Genomic DNA, 13435 nt, shown 5'->3' with positions numbered 1-13435 from the left:
GTGTCAGCCCCGGTCGTGGTCGACGAGGCCGAAGCGGTGCCGCCACACCTCGGCGGACGTGAGCTCGCCCGCCGCCACGCACCGCAGCACGTCGCGCCGGGCGATGAGGCCGACGAGCTCCTCGTTCTCGACGACGGGGAGGGCGCGCAGACCGTGGTCGAGCATCGTGCCGACGGCCTCGCTCACGTCGGCGCCCGGTTCGCGCGTGACCGGGGCGGGGGTCATGACGTCGCGCACCCTGGTGCCGTGCCCGCCGGGCGGGCCGTCCTGCGCCGGGATGCGTCCGCGGACGAGGTCCGCCTCGCCGACGATGCCGACCAGGCCCTTCGCGTCGTCCACCACCGGCATCGAGGAGAAGCCCCGTTCGACGAGCAGGGTCGCGGCCTCGGAGACCGGGGTGTCGGGCCCGACCCGCACCACGGGATGGCTCATGATGTCTCGCACCTTCACGGGGACCTCCTGGGTCTCGGGGCCGCGGGTCCGCGGCCTGCCGGCCAGTCCAGCCCCTGCTCCGCCGAGGGCCCAGGGCCGTTGGTCGCTGGGCGGGGACCCGAACGGCTCGGTGACCGGTCCCCGGGCGGAACCCGCCCGTGGTCGGCCTGGGCCGCCAGCAGTCTCTCGGCGTCCGGGCCGAGGTCGGCGACGCAGCGGCAGCCCGGCGGGTGGGCGTCGCGGTGCCAGGCGAGCAGGAACTGCAGGGCGAGCTGGTTGACCGCGTAGTCGTGCTCGGCCTTGACGCGGTCGCGCTCGGCCTGACGGTTCTGCGAGAGCAGGATGAGCGGCGCCGCGTAGGCGGCCTGCGTGGAGAAGAGCAGGTTGAGCAGGATGAACGGGTAGGGGTCCCAGGCGCGCAGGACGCCGACGACGTTCGCCGCGATCCACACCACGATCGCGGTGCTCTGCGCCAGGATGAACGCCCAGGATCCGAACGCCACCGTGACGCGGTCCGCGACCCGCTCGCCGAGCGTCGCGCCCCCGTGGCGCAGCTGGTTCGCCGGGTGCCGGTAGCGCCCCGACCAGCGGCCGCGGTGCGCGGCGAGCCGGTCGGGGACGTCGGACACGGACATGCCGACGAGCGTCGTCGGAGACCCGGCCGGTCCGGGAGCGTCCGGGGTCCCCGGGGCGGCGGGCCGATCGTCCCGGGCCGGGCGGGACCGGGGTCAGCCGCCGGTCAGCACGCGGCGACGCTCGGCGTAGTCGTCCGCGTCGATCTCGCCGCGCGCGAAGCGCTGGTCGAGGATCTCGCGGGCGTCGGGCGCGCTCGTCGCCGGCCCGACGGCGTCCGGCGGTGTGCCCGGTCCGGCCCGCCACCAGCGCGCCACCCCGAGCACGACCACGACGACCAGCACCCACCACAGGACGGCGCTCACGCCCATCAGCGGCCCCATCCACGCGCCGCCCCAGCCGTAGCCCCACATCATCGTGTCCTCCTCGCCCGTCCGACCGGTACGGGCCGGACGATCGGTGCCGGCGCGCGTCGCGAGGAGTGCCTGACGACCCGTTCCGGGGTGACCACCGGCGGGCGCCCGGCGGGTCCCGCGGCCCTGGTCCTGCCCCCGACGAGAGCGGAACCTCGGGACGTGACGACCGGGAGGGGAGGCCCATGCGAGCGTTCCGCGTGAAGCGCCCGGCACCGGCGGCCGACGGGCCGCTGGAGCAGGTCGAGAAGGCCGTGCCGACGCCGGGGCCGGACGACCTGCTGGTCGCCGTGCTGGCCTGCGGGGTGTGCCGGACCGACCTGCACGTCGCGGAGGGCGACCTGCCGGTCCACCGCTCCGGTGTTGTCCCCGGGCACGAGGTGGTGGGCCGGGTCGAGCGGGTGGGCGAGGACGTCACCGGGTTCGCCGAGGGCGACCGGGTCGGCATCGCGTGGCTGCGCCACACCTGCGGCACGTGCCGGTACTGCCGTCGCGGGGACGAGAACCTCTGCCCCGCCTCGCGCTACACCGGCTGGGACGCCGACGGCGGCTACGCCGACGTCACCACGGTGCCCGCGGCGTACGCCCACCGCCTGCCCGACGGCTACACCGACACCGAGCTCGCCCCGCTGCTCTGCGCCGGGATCATCGGCTTCCACGCCCTGCGCCGCGCCGAGCTCCCTGGGGGCGGGCGCCTCGGGCTCTACGGCTTCGGCGGGAGCGCGCACCTCGCCGGCCAGGTCGCGCTGGCGCAGGGCGCCACGGTCCACGTCATGACCCGCAGCCCCGCCGCGCAGGAGCTGGCCCGGGAGCTCGGCGCGGCCTCGGCCCAGGGCGCCGCCGACCCGCCGCCGGAGCCGCTCGACGCGGCGATCCTGTTCGCCCCGGCCGGCGAGCTGGTGCCGCCGGCCCTGGAGGCCCTCGACCGCGGCGGCACGCTGGCGCTGGCCGGCATCCACCTGACCGACGTCCCGGTCCTGAACTACCAGCGCCACCTGTTCCAGGAACGCACCCTGCGCAGCGTCACGTCGAACACCCGCGCCGACGCGCGCGCGTTCCTGCGCGTCGCCGCCGAGCACCACCTCGAGGTGACGACCGTGCCGTACCCGCTCGACCGGGCGGGCCAGGCCCTCGCGGACCTCGCCGACGACCGCATCACGGGGGCGGCGGTCCTCGTGCCCTGACATCCCGGGACCGAGGGCCCTGCCCGGGGCGCCCCTTCCGTCGCACCGTGAGCTCGACGCGAGGTGTCGGAAGGAGCGGGTGACCATGGTGGACAGTGCGAGGAGCGACGGCGCTCGACGCGTGGTGGTGGGCCTCGACGACTCGGTCGAGGCGCGGGCCGCGCTGCGGTACGCGCTGCGGGAGGCCCGTCGTCGGCGGACCTCGGTCGAGGTCGTGGCCGCCTTCGTCTCCCCGGAACGGCTCGCCGTCCTCGACCGCGTGCCGGTGGTCGCCGATCGCGCCGCGGTCGCGACCGCGACCGAGGCCGCGGCCCGCTCGGTCGTCGACGAGGTGCTCGCCGCCGACCGCGTCGAGCACCCGGACGACGCCGTTCCGACGGTGGCCGTGCGGGCGGTGGCGGGGGACCCGGGCCCGGTGCTGACCGGGGCGTCCTCCGACGCCGCGCTCCTCGTGCTCGGCCACCGTGGTCGCGGGCGGGCGGCGACGACCGTGCTCGGCTCGGTCGGGTGGTGGTGCCTGCGGCACGCCCGGTGCCCGCTGACCGTCATCCCGGCCGCGACGGCCACCCCGGCCGGCCGCAGCGCCGCGACGGCGTCGTGAGTCCGGCGGTCAGGCCGCGAGCACGATGCCCGCGGCGATGGCGGAGACCGGTCCGGTCAGCAGCAGCGCCAGCCGCGTCGCGAAGCGGCGTCCGCCCGCGACGAGCGCCAGGGCGAGCTTGACCGCCGTGTTCGCGGCGAGCGCCAGCCCGACGGCCCCGAGGGCCGTGCCGACCGCGATCACGGGGCCGGCCAGGCTCGCCGCCGCCACCGACGCGGCGTGCGCGTCGGCCAGGCCCCCGACCGCCGCGACGACGGCGACACCGCCCCCGCCCGCCAGCGCGGCCGCACCGCGCGTGGCGAGCAGCAGCACGACGAGGATCGCGGCCAGCGCCAGTGTCGCGGTGAGCGACAGCGGGCGCGCCACGGGCTCGCGCGCCGCGTCGGGGTGCTCCTGCTCGCCTCCGGCCTCCGTGGTCGGGTCGTCGGTCGGGTCGTCGTCCGTCCCGACGGGCAGTCGCCACCAGAGCCAGCCGATCTCGAGGACCAGGACCACGATGCCGCCGAGTGCGGCCGGCAGGAGCCGCAGGGCCACGGTCGGCGCGGCGACGGAGACCACCACGACGAGCTGGACGAGCGTCGCCACGTTCGCGGCGAGGACCGCCGGCATCACCGCCGGCGCCGGGGTCGTCTCCCCTCGCCGTCGCCGGTGCGCCAGCACGAGCGTGGTCGCGGACGCCGACACGAACCCCCCGAGGAACCCGACCAGCAGGAGCCCCATCCGCTCACCCAGCGCGCGGACCCCGACGTAGCCGACCCAGCCGACGACCGTGAGCGCGACGACGAGCAGCCAGATCCGTGACGGGTTGAGGACCCCGTACGGGCCGAGCGGCCGGTCCGGCAGCAACGGCAGGACGACCAGGGCGACGACGAACAACCGCAGCGCGTCCGCCACGTCCTGGTCGGACACGAGCTGGGTCGCGAGGTGGTGGAGCGGACGCTTGAGGGCGAGGACCACGACGACGCCCACGGCGATCGCGACGGCCCAGGAAGGGCGCGTCCAGGCCAGGGCCCCGAGCAGGAAGGCCGCGACGGAGGCGACCTCGGTGGTGGCGCCCAGGTCCGGAGCGGCGGCGGCCCGGATCCCGGCCAGGTAGCCGGCGACGAGCAGCAGCGTCACCGCGGCGAGGGCCGCCACCAGGACGGCGCCGCCGATCGCCGCGGCCACGGCGCCGGTGAGGGCGACGAGGGCGACGGTGCGGGCACCGGCGCTCGGGCGCGGCTCGTCGTCCCGCGCGCTGCGCTCCCGCTCCAGGCCGATCATCAGCCCGATCGCGAGCGCGGTGCCGACGTGGGCGAGGGCCGTGACGGTGTCCACCGGGCTCATCACCTCCCGCCGCCGCGCAGGGGTTCCAGTGCCGCACGCGGGCGGTGGAGCGGACAGGGCCGGCGGTCGTGCCCGGGGCGGCGGAGGTCCCGGGCCGGGCGGACCGTCGTCCCCTGCCGCGCGGTCGCGGCGCCCGGCAGCCTCCGGCGCAGCGACCGTCCCCAGGAGGAGAGATGAGCCCGACCGTCACCCGCTCCGCGGGCGAGACCGTCCCCGTCGGGCGGCTGGCGAACCGCAACCTCGCCACCGTGCCGCCCGACACGTCCCTGCAGGAGGTCGCGGAGGAGCTCGCCATGGACGAGATCGGCGTGGTCGTCGTGCAGTACGGCCACGAGCCGATCGGTGTGGTCTCCGAACGTGACCTCGTCGCCGTCGTCGCGAACGGCGGGACCCTCGACACCCAGGCCTCCGACCTCATGACCGTGGACCTCGTCTCCGCGTCCGAGGACACACCGGTCGTCGCGGTGGCGCGCCTGATGCTCGACGCGGGCGTGCGGCACGTCCTCGTGCGATCCGAGGGCGGCGGGGACGACGGGAACGACGGCGACGACGGGGACGACGGGGACGCCGTCGTCGGCATCGTGTCGATGCGCGACATCGTCGGCTTCCTGCTCGGCGACGCCGGCGCCTGACGCGGGACCTCGCCGTGGCCGCGTCCGTCGCCTCCGGGGACGTGCCCCCCGGACGACGCCCGGCGGGCGTGGTGCGCGCCTACGCGCCCGCCGGGCCGGGGCGGCACGCCGTCCTCTCGTGGGCGCGCCGGCACGCCGACCGGACCGGCGCGCCGCTGGAGATCCTCGTCGATCCCGAGGCCGCCCGGGCGACCTCCCGCCGGCCCTCGGTGCGGGACCTCGGCGCCCGGGCACTCGCCGCGGTGGTGGGGCGGCCGACCCTGGCCGACCGGCTGGGACGCGCCGGTGCGGGCGCCGGGGTCCTCGTGGTGCCGCAGGACACGCCCGGGATCGACCAGCTGGTCGACGGCGCCTACGAGACCGTGGCGGTCGTGCCCGACCAGCCGCCGCACCGCGGCGGGCCGGTCGTGCTCGCGGTCGCACCCCGCACCACCGACGAGGCGGTCGGCGCCGCCTTCGACGCCGCCGCGGCCCGCGGGGCACCCCTGGTCGCGCTGCGCTTCCGCGATCCGGAGCCGGGGGTCCTCGTGACCGACGACGAGCTCGCGGCGGAGACGGCGGAGGAGCGCCGCTTCTGGACCGACCACCTCTCGGGCTGGCACCTCGCCTACCCGGAGGTGGCTCTCGAGGTCCACGTCGCCGACGGCGACCCGGCGCCCGAGCTCGTGGAGGTGTCGTCCGGCGCCCGTCTGCTCGTGCTCGGGCGCCCGCGCCGAGGTCGGCTGCTGGCCGCGGTCACGCCCTCACCCGTGCCCCGGGTCTCCCGGGCGGCCCGGTGCCCGGTGCTCGTCGTCCCGTCGGACGGACCACCGCGCCGGACGTGGCGCACCCGCCCCTGAGGCGGCGGCCGGGACCTTCGGCCCCCGCCTTTCGGGTCGACCCCCGGACCGTCCGGCTCTGACCCGCGGGCGTCGGCGCGCACGAGGCTGGACCCGCGGCACGAGGCCGCAGCCGAGGGAGGGAAGGACCATGACCGAGAACGGCAACCAGGCCGGCGTGATCGTGTGCGGGATCGACGGGTCGACCGGCTCGCGTCTCGCGCTGCAGGAGGCGATCCGCATCGCCGCCCGCCGCGGCGACCGCGTCCGCGCCGTCGCCGTGTACGAGCCGCCCGAGATGTGGTCCGCGTGGAGCTACGGCGCCGCGGCCGCCATCCCGGTGCCGGACCCCGACGCCCTGCGCGAGGACGAGGCGAAGGCCGCCCGCACCATGGTGGACGAGGTGCTCGAGCAGACCTCCTGGGACGTCGCCCTGCCCGAGGTCACCGTCGAGACCGTGGCGGGCCGGCCGGCCGAGGTCCTCGTCGATCTGGCCCGGGGCGCCGACGAGCTGGTGGTCGGTCACCGCGGCCGCGGGGCCTTCGGCAGCATGATGCTCGGCTCGGTCGGCCTCGGCTGTGTGCTGCACGCCGGGTGCCCCGTGACCGTCGTGCCCGAGCCCGCCGCGGCCTGAGGGAGCCGACCGTGTCCGCCTCCGCGGAAGAAGACGTCACGACCGTGGTCGAGGACGACGTGTCGGTGGACGCGGTCGCTCGCCCGGCTGCCTTGATCCCGGAGTCGTGCCCGCTGCCGGAGGCGTGGGCACGGCTCCACCACGACCCGGCCCGTGCGGGTGTCGTGGTGCGCGACGGCCTGCCGATCGCCGTCGTCACGGCGGGCGGCCTCGCCGAGCGTTGGCCCGCGGGCGGACCACTCGTCCAGCACCGGTGGACCGTGCACGACGCGCTCGACCGCCCCTGTGGCGTCGAGGTGCTCGCCGCGGAGGACCCGGTGGTGTACGCCGGTCGGCGTCTGCTCGCCACCGGCCTGCCCGCCCTGCCGGTACGTCGCCGCACCGTGGACGACCCGCTGCGGATCCTGACCACGACCGATGTCCTGCGGGCGCTCCTGGGGGAGTGGGGACCGTGACGCGGCGCGGGGTGGTCGTCGGCCTGGACGGCTCGCCCGCGGCCGCGGCCGCGCTGGCCGTCGCCCTGGAGGAGGGGGCCCGCCGCGGCGACCCCGTCACCGCGGTGCTGGCGTTCCCGGCGGCCGGTTCGTGGGCCGACGGGGAGGGGGTCGAGGACCTGCCGGAGCCGGACCGCATGAGCGAGGCGGTCCTCGAGCAGGCACGGCGCTTCGCCGACGAGGCAGCGATGCCCCTGCCCGCGGGCCTGCGGTCGGTACCCCTCGAGGTGCGGGTGGAGCCGGGATCGCCGGCGCCCGTTCTCGCCGAGGCCGCACGCGACGCCGCGATCCTGGTCGTCGGGCACCGGGGCCGCGGTCCGCTGGGCAGCGCCGTGCTCGGATCGACCGGACTGCGGGTCCTCGCCCTCGCCACCTGCCCCGTGCTCGTGGTGCGACCCCGGGAGCCCGGCCCGGACGGCCCCGTCGTCGTCGGCGTGGACCGCTCGGAGGGTTCCGCCGCCGCGCTGCGCCACGCCCTGGACGAGGGTGCGCGCCGCGGCTCGCGGGTCGTCGCGGTCACCGGGATCGCGCCCCCACCGACGACCGTGGGGTTCCGGCCGCTGCCCGGCCCGACCCTCGAGGCGGTGCGCGAGGCGCTGCGTCCGCGCGTCGAGAAGTTCGTGCACGACGTGACGAAGGAGCACGCGCGTACCCGGTCCGTCCCGCATGTCGACGTCGTCGTGCGGGCCGAGGACCCGACGATGGCGGTGATCGACGTCGCGGAGCAGCTCGGTGCGGGCGTGGTCGTCGTCGGGCGGACGGGACACGGGGCGCTCGTCCGCTGGCTGATCGGGTCGGTCGCGCACGGCGCGGTGCTGCGGGCGCCGTGCCCGGTGGTCGTCGTCCCGCTCGGGGGCCCCGCGGAGACCGACCGGGCAGGAGGCGACGGCGGTGGGTGACGGCACGCCGGGTGTCACCGGCGGCACGGTCGTGGTCGGCATCGACGGCTCCGACGGAGCCCGGGCCGCGCTGCACCACGCCCTCGCGGAGGCGGCCCGTCGCGCCGCCGGGCTCCGCGCGGTCGTCTCCTACCCGCCCGCGGACTACTGGACGGACATCCTGAACCTGGACCGGCGCGCGCCGGCTCCTCCTCCGGACGGCGGCGCCGCGGCGCGGGTCCGGGCCCTCGTCGACGAGGCCGTCGCCGCCCGCCGCGCCGCCGGGGAGCCGGTGCCGCCCGGCCCGGTCGACGTCCTGGGTGTTGCCGGACCGCCCGCGGACGTCCTCGTCGACGCCGCCGGCGACGCGGATCTCCTCGTCGTGGGCCACCGTGGACGTGGTGCCCGGCACGGCCGCCTCACCGGGCCGGTCGCGATCGGGTGCGTCCTGCGCGCCCGCTGCCCCGTGACCGTGGTGCCGCCACCCGGGCCGGGCACCGCCTGACCCCGTCCGACGCCACCTCACTCCCGCCGCGTCTCGCGGCGCAGGCGCCGGCCGGTGAGGCGGTCGATCCTCACCTCGAGCAGGAGCCGGTCCTCCCCGTCGTCGGCGTCCGGCCAGGGATCGGGGTCGGCGGCGACGCCCGGGCGGGCCCGGTGCAGCGTGCCGATGGCGACCACCGACCATCCCGAGCGGTGCACCGGGTCGATCTCGTCCACCTCGAAGGCCACCGTCTGGCCCGCGGCCGCGCGCGCGCCGCTGCGCGGCCCCGCCGCGAGCACGATCGCGGTGTCCTCGACGGCGAAGGCGAACGGCTCGACGGTCGGGCCGTGCTCGTCGGTGAACGCCAGTCGCCCGAGCTCGGCGGTGAGCACCAGGGCCAGGCTCTCCGCGGCGCCCAGGGGTTCGACGATGCCGTGGTCCACCGTCATGACGTCCTCCTCGGGATCGGCGGGGTGTGGCGCCGCCGGCGGCGCCACCGGTCGAGCTCGTCGACGCCCCAGACGACCGGGGCGCAGCACAGCAGCAGGGCGACGGTCGCGGCGTCGAGCGGGGCGGTGCCCACGACGTGCTGGGCGACCGGCAGGTAGACGACGGCGGCGGTGACGACGACCTCGAAGCCGATGCCCCACCACAGCAGCGGGTTGGTCCCCAGACCCACTGACCGCAGCGAGGCGTGCTCGGTGCGGGCGGCGATCGCGGTCCCGATCTGGCAGGCGACGATGCCGACGAAGGTGGCGGTGGTGGCCTCGACGTAGGCCCCGTGCAGCGTGCTGCCGGGCCCGGTCGGGGCGCCCGGGGTCCAGCCGGAGCGCAGCAGCACCAGCAGGAAGGCGCCCGTGGTCAGCACCGCCGAGGTGACCCCGAGCAGACCCCACGCCCGCCAGAGCATGCGGGGGCGGATGACACCCTCGGACCGCGGGCGCGGCGGCCGGGACATGACGCCGGGCTCCGCGGGCTCGCGGCCGAGGGCCAGCGCGGGCAGCGTCTCGGTGCCGAGGTCGATCGCGAGGATCTGCAGCACCGTGAGCCCGAGCGGGATCGCGCCCCCCGAGAGCGCGAAGACCAGGAACGGGACGACCTCCGGGACGGCGTGCGCGAAGATGTAGAGCACGAACTTGCGGACGTCGTCGTAGACCTGCCGTCCGGAGGCCACGGCGCGCTCGATCGTCGCGAAGTCGTCGTCGGTGAGCACCATGGTCGCGGCCTCACGGGCCACGTCGGTGCCCGAGGCCCCCATCGCCACGCCGATGTCGGCGCGCCGCAGCGCGGGCGCGTCGTTGACGCCGTCGCCGGTCACCGCCACGACCTCCCCGAGGTGGTCGAGCGCCTCGACGATGCGCAGCTTCTGCTCGGGCGCCACCCGGGCGAACACGATCTCGTCCCCGGTGGCCAGGAGCGCGTCGAGCTCGCTCTCCCGCAGCGCGGCGAGCTCGTCACCGCCGACCACGCGCAGCCCGTCGGCCCCGATGCCCACCGAGCGCGCCACGGCCTCGGCGGTCACCGGGTGGTCCCCCGTCACCACGTGCACCCGGATCCCGGCGTCGTGGCAGCGGGCGACCGCCGGGGCGACCGAGGCCCGGGGGCGGTCGAAGAGCCCGACCAGCCCCTCGAGCACGAGCCCGGACTCGACCTCGTCGCGCGGTGCGGACACGTCGGCGGCCGTCGCGGGCCGGTCGGCCAGCGCCAGCACCCGCAGGCCCTCGGCGGCGAGCACGGCGGTCGCCTCCAGCACCGTCCTCCGCGCTCCCGCGTCCAGCGGGACCACGCCGCCGCCCCGGCGCATCCCCGTGCAGCGCGCGAGGACCGCCTCCACCGCGCCCTTGGTGTGCACCGCCGGGCCCGCGGGCGTCTCGTCGACGGTGGACATGGCCTTGCGGACGGGGTCGAAGGAGTGCACCGCGCGGCGGTCCGACCCGCGGGGTGCGGCCCGGGTGTCGAGCCCGGCGCCGGCCGCCAGGGCGAGCAGCGCGAGCTCGGTGGGGTCGCCGGACCCCGCGCCGCGGGCGGGGTCGGGGAGGTCGGCGTCGCTGCAGCGCTGGGCGACGCGCGCGAGCTCGGGGGCGCGGCCGATGTCCCGCGCCGGGTCGCCGCGGCCCGCCCCCGGCGTCCAGAAGACCTGCGGACGCATCCGGTTCTCGGTCAGCGTGCCGGTCTTGTCGGTGCAGATCACGGTGGTCGAGCCGAGCGTCTCGACCGCCGAGAGCCGACGGACGACCGCGCCGTGGCGGGCCAGCGAGCGCACCCCGGCGGCGAGGGCCAGCGTGATCGTGGGCAGGAGTCCTTCGGGCACGTTGGCCACGAGCAGGCCGATCGCGAACACCAGCGCGGCGGTGAACGACAGCCCGGCCAGCAGCCCGATCGGCAGGAACGCCGCGCCGGTGCCGATCGCCACCGCCGCGATGAGCCAGGCGACGCGCCGGACCTGGTGCTCGAGCGGGCTCTCGCGGTGGGCGACGCGCCCGGTCAGCGCGGCGATGCGCCCGATCTCGGTGTGCGCCCCGGTGCCCGTGACCAGGGCGCGCGCGGCACCGACCGTGCAGGTGGTGCCACGGAACACCAGGTCCGGGGCCTCCAACGGCGGCCCGGGCGGGTGGGCCCCGGCGCGCCGGGCCACGGGCACCGACTCCCCGGTCAGGGCACTCATGTCGAGCTCGACCGCGCCGGACACGAGCCGCCCGTCGGCGGGGACCGCGGAGCCCTCGGTGATCAGCACGACGTCACCGGCGACGACCTCGGCGGCCGGGATCTCGCGGGCGACGCCGGCGCGCAGCACGCGCGTGCGCGCCGGGAGATACGCCTCGAGCGCCGCGACGGCGTGCTCGGCGTGCTGTTCCTGCCAGAACGCCAGGCCCGCGTTGAGCACGACGACCACGACGATCGCGACGGCGAGGACGGGGGTGTTCGCCAGCAGGGCGAGGCCGGCAGCCGCCCAGAGCAGCAACGCGAGCGGGTGCACGAGCTGGCGGCCCAGCGCACCGGGCCACGCTGCGCGACCGCGGGTCGGCAGGGCGTTGGGCCCCTGGACCTGCAGACGGCGGGCGGCGTCGCGGTCGTCGAGCCCCGCGGGTCCGGAGCGCAGCTCGTGCCAGAGCCGCTCGAGGGGGGCGTCGAGGTCGACCTCGTGACCGGCGCCGGTCCCGCCGTCGCGGCGAGGGCGGGGCGGTCCGGTCCACGTCGCGGTGATCGCCCCGCCCTCGCTCCTCGGCACGAGCCCACCCTCGGCGGGAGGAGTGGCTCCTCCCAGGGCCGAGGGTCGCGGTCGGTTCGGGACGTGGGACCCGGGGCGGGGCCGGTACGTGGGGTCCGGGTCCTGTGCGAGAGGACGTGTCGTCACCGGGACCGGTCGTGCACGCTGCCGCACCGCCGGACACCGACGAGGGTGGCGACCCCGACGCGCCCTCGATGCTCCCGCCGCCTGCCGAGCGCGACCGGTACCGGCCGCTGCGCGGTCTCGAGGAGCTGCTCGACGACGTCCTGGGTCGCACCGGCTGATCCCGGGGAGCTGCGGCTCATCCCACCTCGGTGAGCACCTGCTCCAGCGGGCGCCGCGGGGTCGGGACCAGCGGCGCGCCGAGCGGATCGGGCCAGCCGAGGCGCAGCACGCACACCGGGGGTCGGTGGGCGCCGACCACGAGGTGGCGCACGAGCTCCCTCGTCTCGGGTACCTCGAGGACCTGGGTGACGGGCGTCGTCCCCAGGCCCTGGGCCGTCGCCTCGAGCAGCACCGCGCTGAGCGCCTCGCCCGCCCGCAGCACCGACACCGGGTCGTCGTCGACCGCCGTCAGGACGGCCAGCGCCGAGGCGTCCTCGTGATCGGCGCCGGCGTGGGGCTGGCGCAGCGTCCCGCGCGGGAACCAGCGCAGGACGAGGTCGCGGTAGGACGGCGGGGGCCCGTCGAGGCGGGCACCGGCCGGGATGCCGTCGTGCGCCCCCGCGTAACGATGGGTCCACTGGTTCAGCTCGGCGAGGTAGCCCTCCTGCTCGGGCTGACGGGCCGCGGCGTCCCGCATCGCCCCGGCCAGGAGCGCCCGGTGCCCGCCGTAGGTCAGGTGCAGGACACCGCCGAAGGGACGCGCCGCGTCGTCCAGCGCGCCCAGGACGGCGGGCGACACCGACCGCCCCGAGAACCGCCGGCGATCCGTGTGGCGTTCGTCGATGGCGGCCGCGTGCCGGGACGTCCGCGCGTCCGGCTCGCCGTCCGCGGGCCGGATGCGGACCCGGGCGAGCGGGCGGTCGGCCGGGCCGTCGGGCTGGTGCCGGACGTCGGCGAGCCATCCGTCGCCGGCGAGGGCGACCTGCAGGTGGTGCAGGGCGCATCCACAACCGAGCAGCGTGCCGTGCCCGCGCTCGTCGGTGAACCGGAGCCGCCGGGACCGGTCGACGTACAGGTCGAGCCCGTCGGGACCGAGGACCCATCGCCAGGGCTGGGCGTTGTGCTCGGAGGGGGCCCGCATCGCGCGGGCCGCGGCGGTCCGCAGGGCGGCACGCTCGGCGGCGAGCATCGGGGTGCTCATCGCGCGTACCCCGCCGACGGCGGGCGCCCCAGGTCCCGGGCCGCGACGCGGAGCGCGGCGTCGACGCACGCGTCCGCGCTCTCACCCCGCTCGACCGCCCCGACGACCCAGGTCAGGGTGCGTCGCACGTCGCGGTGCGGCTCGCGGCGCAGCGACGTCCGGGCCTGGTCGAGCGCGGCGAGCAGCGTCACCCGGGGGACGTCGCGACGGCTCAGCGCCACCACCGCGGCGGCGAGGTCGTAGGCCTCGGTCGGTCGGCGTTCGGGCACGGTGTCCATGGCGGCTCCTCTCCCGGCCGCCAGCCCATCGCGGCCGGCGGACCGCGTCGAGGTGCTGCTGGTCCCGACCCACCGGGCCCTGCGCCCCTTCTGGGCGCCGTTCCGGCCCGCCAGTCTCGCCACACCGTGATCCAGCGATCTCCGGAGGTGGGT

17 protein-coding genes are annotated in these 13435 nt (G+C 77.4%); 9 read left to right on the top strand and 8 right to left on the bottom strand.

Annotated features, from left to right (window positions below):
- Window positions 1-3: 3 nt before the first annotated feature.
- The 3 genes from ACR9E3_RS02680 to ACR9E3_RS02670 all read right to left on the bottom strand — a co-directional run bounded on the left by ACR9E3_RS02680 (window position 4) and on the right by ACR9E3_RS02670 (window position 1421).
- Window positions 4-432: a CBS domain-containing protein gene (locus ACR9E3_RS02680; protein ID WP_460378234.1), complete on the bottom strand. Its 429-nt coding sequence runs from the start codon at window positions 430-432 to the stop codon at window positions 4-6.
- 14 nt (window positions 433-446) lie between these two features.
- Entirely contained in the window at window positions 447-1067 is a 621-nt protein-coding gene (locus tag ACR9E3_RS02675) for a DUF1003 domain-containing protein (RefSeq protein ID WP_460378233.1), read from the bottom strand.
- A 93-nt stretch (window positions 1068-1160) separates the two neighbouring features.
- On the bottom strand, window positions 1161-1421 hold the full coding sequence (locus ACR9E3_RS02670) for an SHOCT domain-containing protein (protein ID WP_460378231.1): 261 nt from the start codon (window positions 1419-1421) through the stop codon (window positions 1161-1163).
- Window positions 1422-1603: 182 nt separating this feature from the next.
- Between ACR9E3_RS02670 and ACR9E3_RS02665 the strand changes: the two genes are divergently transcribed.
- Together ACR9E3_RS02665 and ACR9E3_RS02660 are read left to right on the top strand one after the other, a co-directional pair.
- Entirely contained in the window at window positions 1604-2602 is a 999-nt protein-coding gene (locus ACR9E3_RS02665; RefSeq protein ID WP_460378230.1) for a zinc-binding alcohol dehydrogenase family protein, read from the top strand.
- 85 nt (window positions 2603-2687) lie between these two features.
- Complete coding sequence (locus ACR9E3_RS02660; protein ID WP_460378228.1) at window positions 2688-3203, top strand: universal stress protein; 516 nt, start codon at window positions 2688-2690, stop codon at window positions 3201-3203.
- Window positions 3204-3212: 9 nt separating this feature from the next.
- Here the strand turns inward: ACR9E3_RS02660 and ACR9E3_RS02655 are convergent, their stop codons facing one another.
- Window positions 3213-4520, bottom strand: coding sequence for a DUF4010 domain-containing protein (locus ACR9E3_RS02655; protein ID WP_460378227.1), 1308 nt, complete (start codon window positions 4518-4520; stop codon window positions 3213-3215).
- A 182-nt stretch (window positions 4521-4702) separates the two neighbouring features.
- Here ACR9E3_RS02655 and ACR9E3_RS02650 point away from each other — a divergent pair, with 182 nt between their 5' ends.
- From ACR9E3_RS02650 to ACR9E3_RS02625, 6 genes are all read left to right on the top strand, one after another.
- Window positions 4703-5161: a CBS domain-containing protein gene (locus ACR9E3_RS02650; RefSeq protein ID WP_460378225.1), complete on the top strand. Its 459-nt coding sequence runs from the start codon at window positions 4703-4705 to the stop codon at window positions 5159-5161.
- Between the two features lie 14 nt (window positions 5162-5175).
- A complete protein-coding gene (locus ACR9E3_RS02645) occupies window positions 5176-6000 on the top strand; it encodes a universal stress protein (protein ID WP_460378223.1) in 825 nt (274 codons plus the stop codon).
- A gap of 130 nt (window positions 6001-6130) precedes the next feature.
- Entirely contained in the window at window positions 6131-6613 is a 483-nt protein-coding gene (locus tag ACR9E3_RS02640; RefSeq protein ID WP_460378221.1) for a universal stress protein, read from the top strand.
- A gap of 11 nt (window positions 6614-6624) precedes the next feature.
- On the top strand, window positions 6625-7068 hold the full coding sequence (locus ACR9E3_RS02635) for a hypothetical protein (protein WP_460378219.1): 444 nt from the start codon (window positions 6625-6627) through the stop codon (window positions 7066-7068).
- Complete coding sequence (locus tag ACR9E3_RS02630) at window positions 7065-8006, top strand: universal stress protein (protein ID WP_460378217.1); 942 nt, start codon at window positions 7065-7067, stop codon at window positions 8004-8006. The genes ACR9E3_RS02635 and ACR9E3_RS02630 overlap by 4 nt, the downstream gene beginning before the upstream one ends.
- On the top strand, window positions 7999-8490 hold the full coding sequence (locus tag ACR9E3_RS02625; RefSeq protein ID WP_460378215.1) for a universal stress protein: 492 nt from the start codon (window positions 7999-8001) through the stop codon (window positions 8488-8490). Before ACR9E3_RS02630 ends, ACR9E3_RS02625 begins: the two co-directional genes overlap by 8 nt.
- 17 nt (window positions 8491-8507) lie before the next feature.
- Here ACR9E3_RS02625 and ACR9E3_RS02620 read toward each other — a convergent pair whose 3' ends face one another.
- Together ACR9E3_RS02620 and ACR9E3_RS02615 are read right to left on the bottom strand one after the other, a co-directional pair.
- Window positions 8508-8918 (bottom strand): pyridoxamine 5'-phosphate oxidase family protein, encoded by a 411-nt coding sequence (locus tag ACR9E3_RS02620; RefSeq protein WP_460378213.1) that lies wholly within the window; start codon window positions 8916-8918, stop codon window positions 8508-8510.
- On the bottom strand, window positions 8915-11698 hold the full coding sequence (locus ACR9E3_RS02615) for a cation-translocating P-type ATPase (protein ID WP_460378211.1): 2784 nt from the start codon (window positions 11696-11698) through the stop codon (window positions 8915-8917). The genes ACR9E3_RS02620 and ACR9E3_RS02615 overlap by 4 nt, the downstream gene beginning before the upstream one ends.
- 137 nt (window positions 11699-11835) lie before the next feature.
- Between ACR9E3_RS02615 and ACR9E3_RS02610 the strand changes: the two genes are divergently transcribed.
- The gene (locus ACR9E3_RS02610) at window positions 11836-11982 is read left to right on the top strand and encodes a hypothetical protein (protein WP_460378209.1); all 147 of its coding nucleotides are present in this window, start codon (window positions 11836-11838) and stop codon (window positions 11980-11982) included.
- Window positions 11983-11999: 17 nt separating this feature from the next.
- Here ACR9E3_RS02610 and ACR9E3_RS02605 read toward each other — a convergent pair whose 3' ends face one another.
- The gene (locus ACR9E3_RS02605) at window positions 12000-13004 is read right to left on the bottom strand and encodes an Acg family FMN-binding oxidoreductase (protein WP_460378208.1); all 1005 of its coding nucleotides are present in this window, start codon (window positions 13002-13004) and stop codon (window positions 12000-12002) included.
- Window positions 13001-13282 carry a hypothetical protein gene (locus ACR9E3_RS02600; RefSeq protein ID WP_285659107.1) on the bottom strand — a complete coding sequence of 94 codons (282 nt, stop codon included), beginning with the start codon at window positions 13280-13282 and terminating at the stop codon, window positions 13001-13003. The genes ACR9E3_RS02605 and ACR9E3_RS02600 overlap by 4 nt, the downstream gene beginning before the upstream one ends.
- Window positions 13283-13435 lie beyond the last annotated feature (153 nt).

The organism is Actinomycetospora sp. C-140, assembly GCF_054796175.1.
This window is presented reverse-complemented; position numbering and strand designations above follow the sequence as displayed.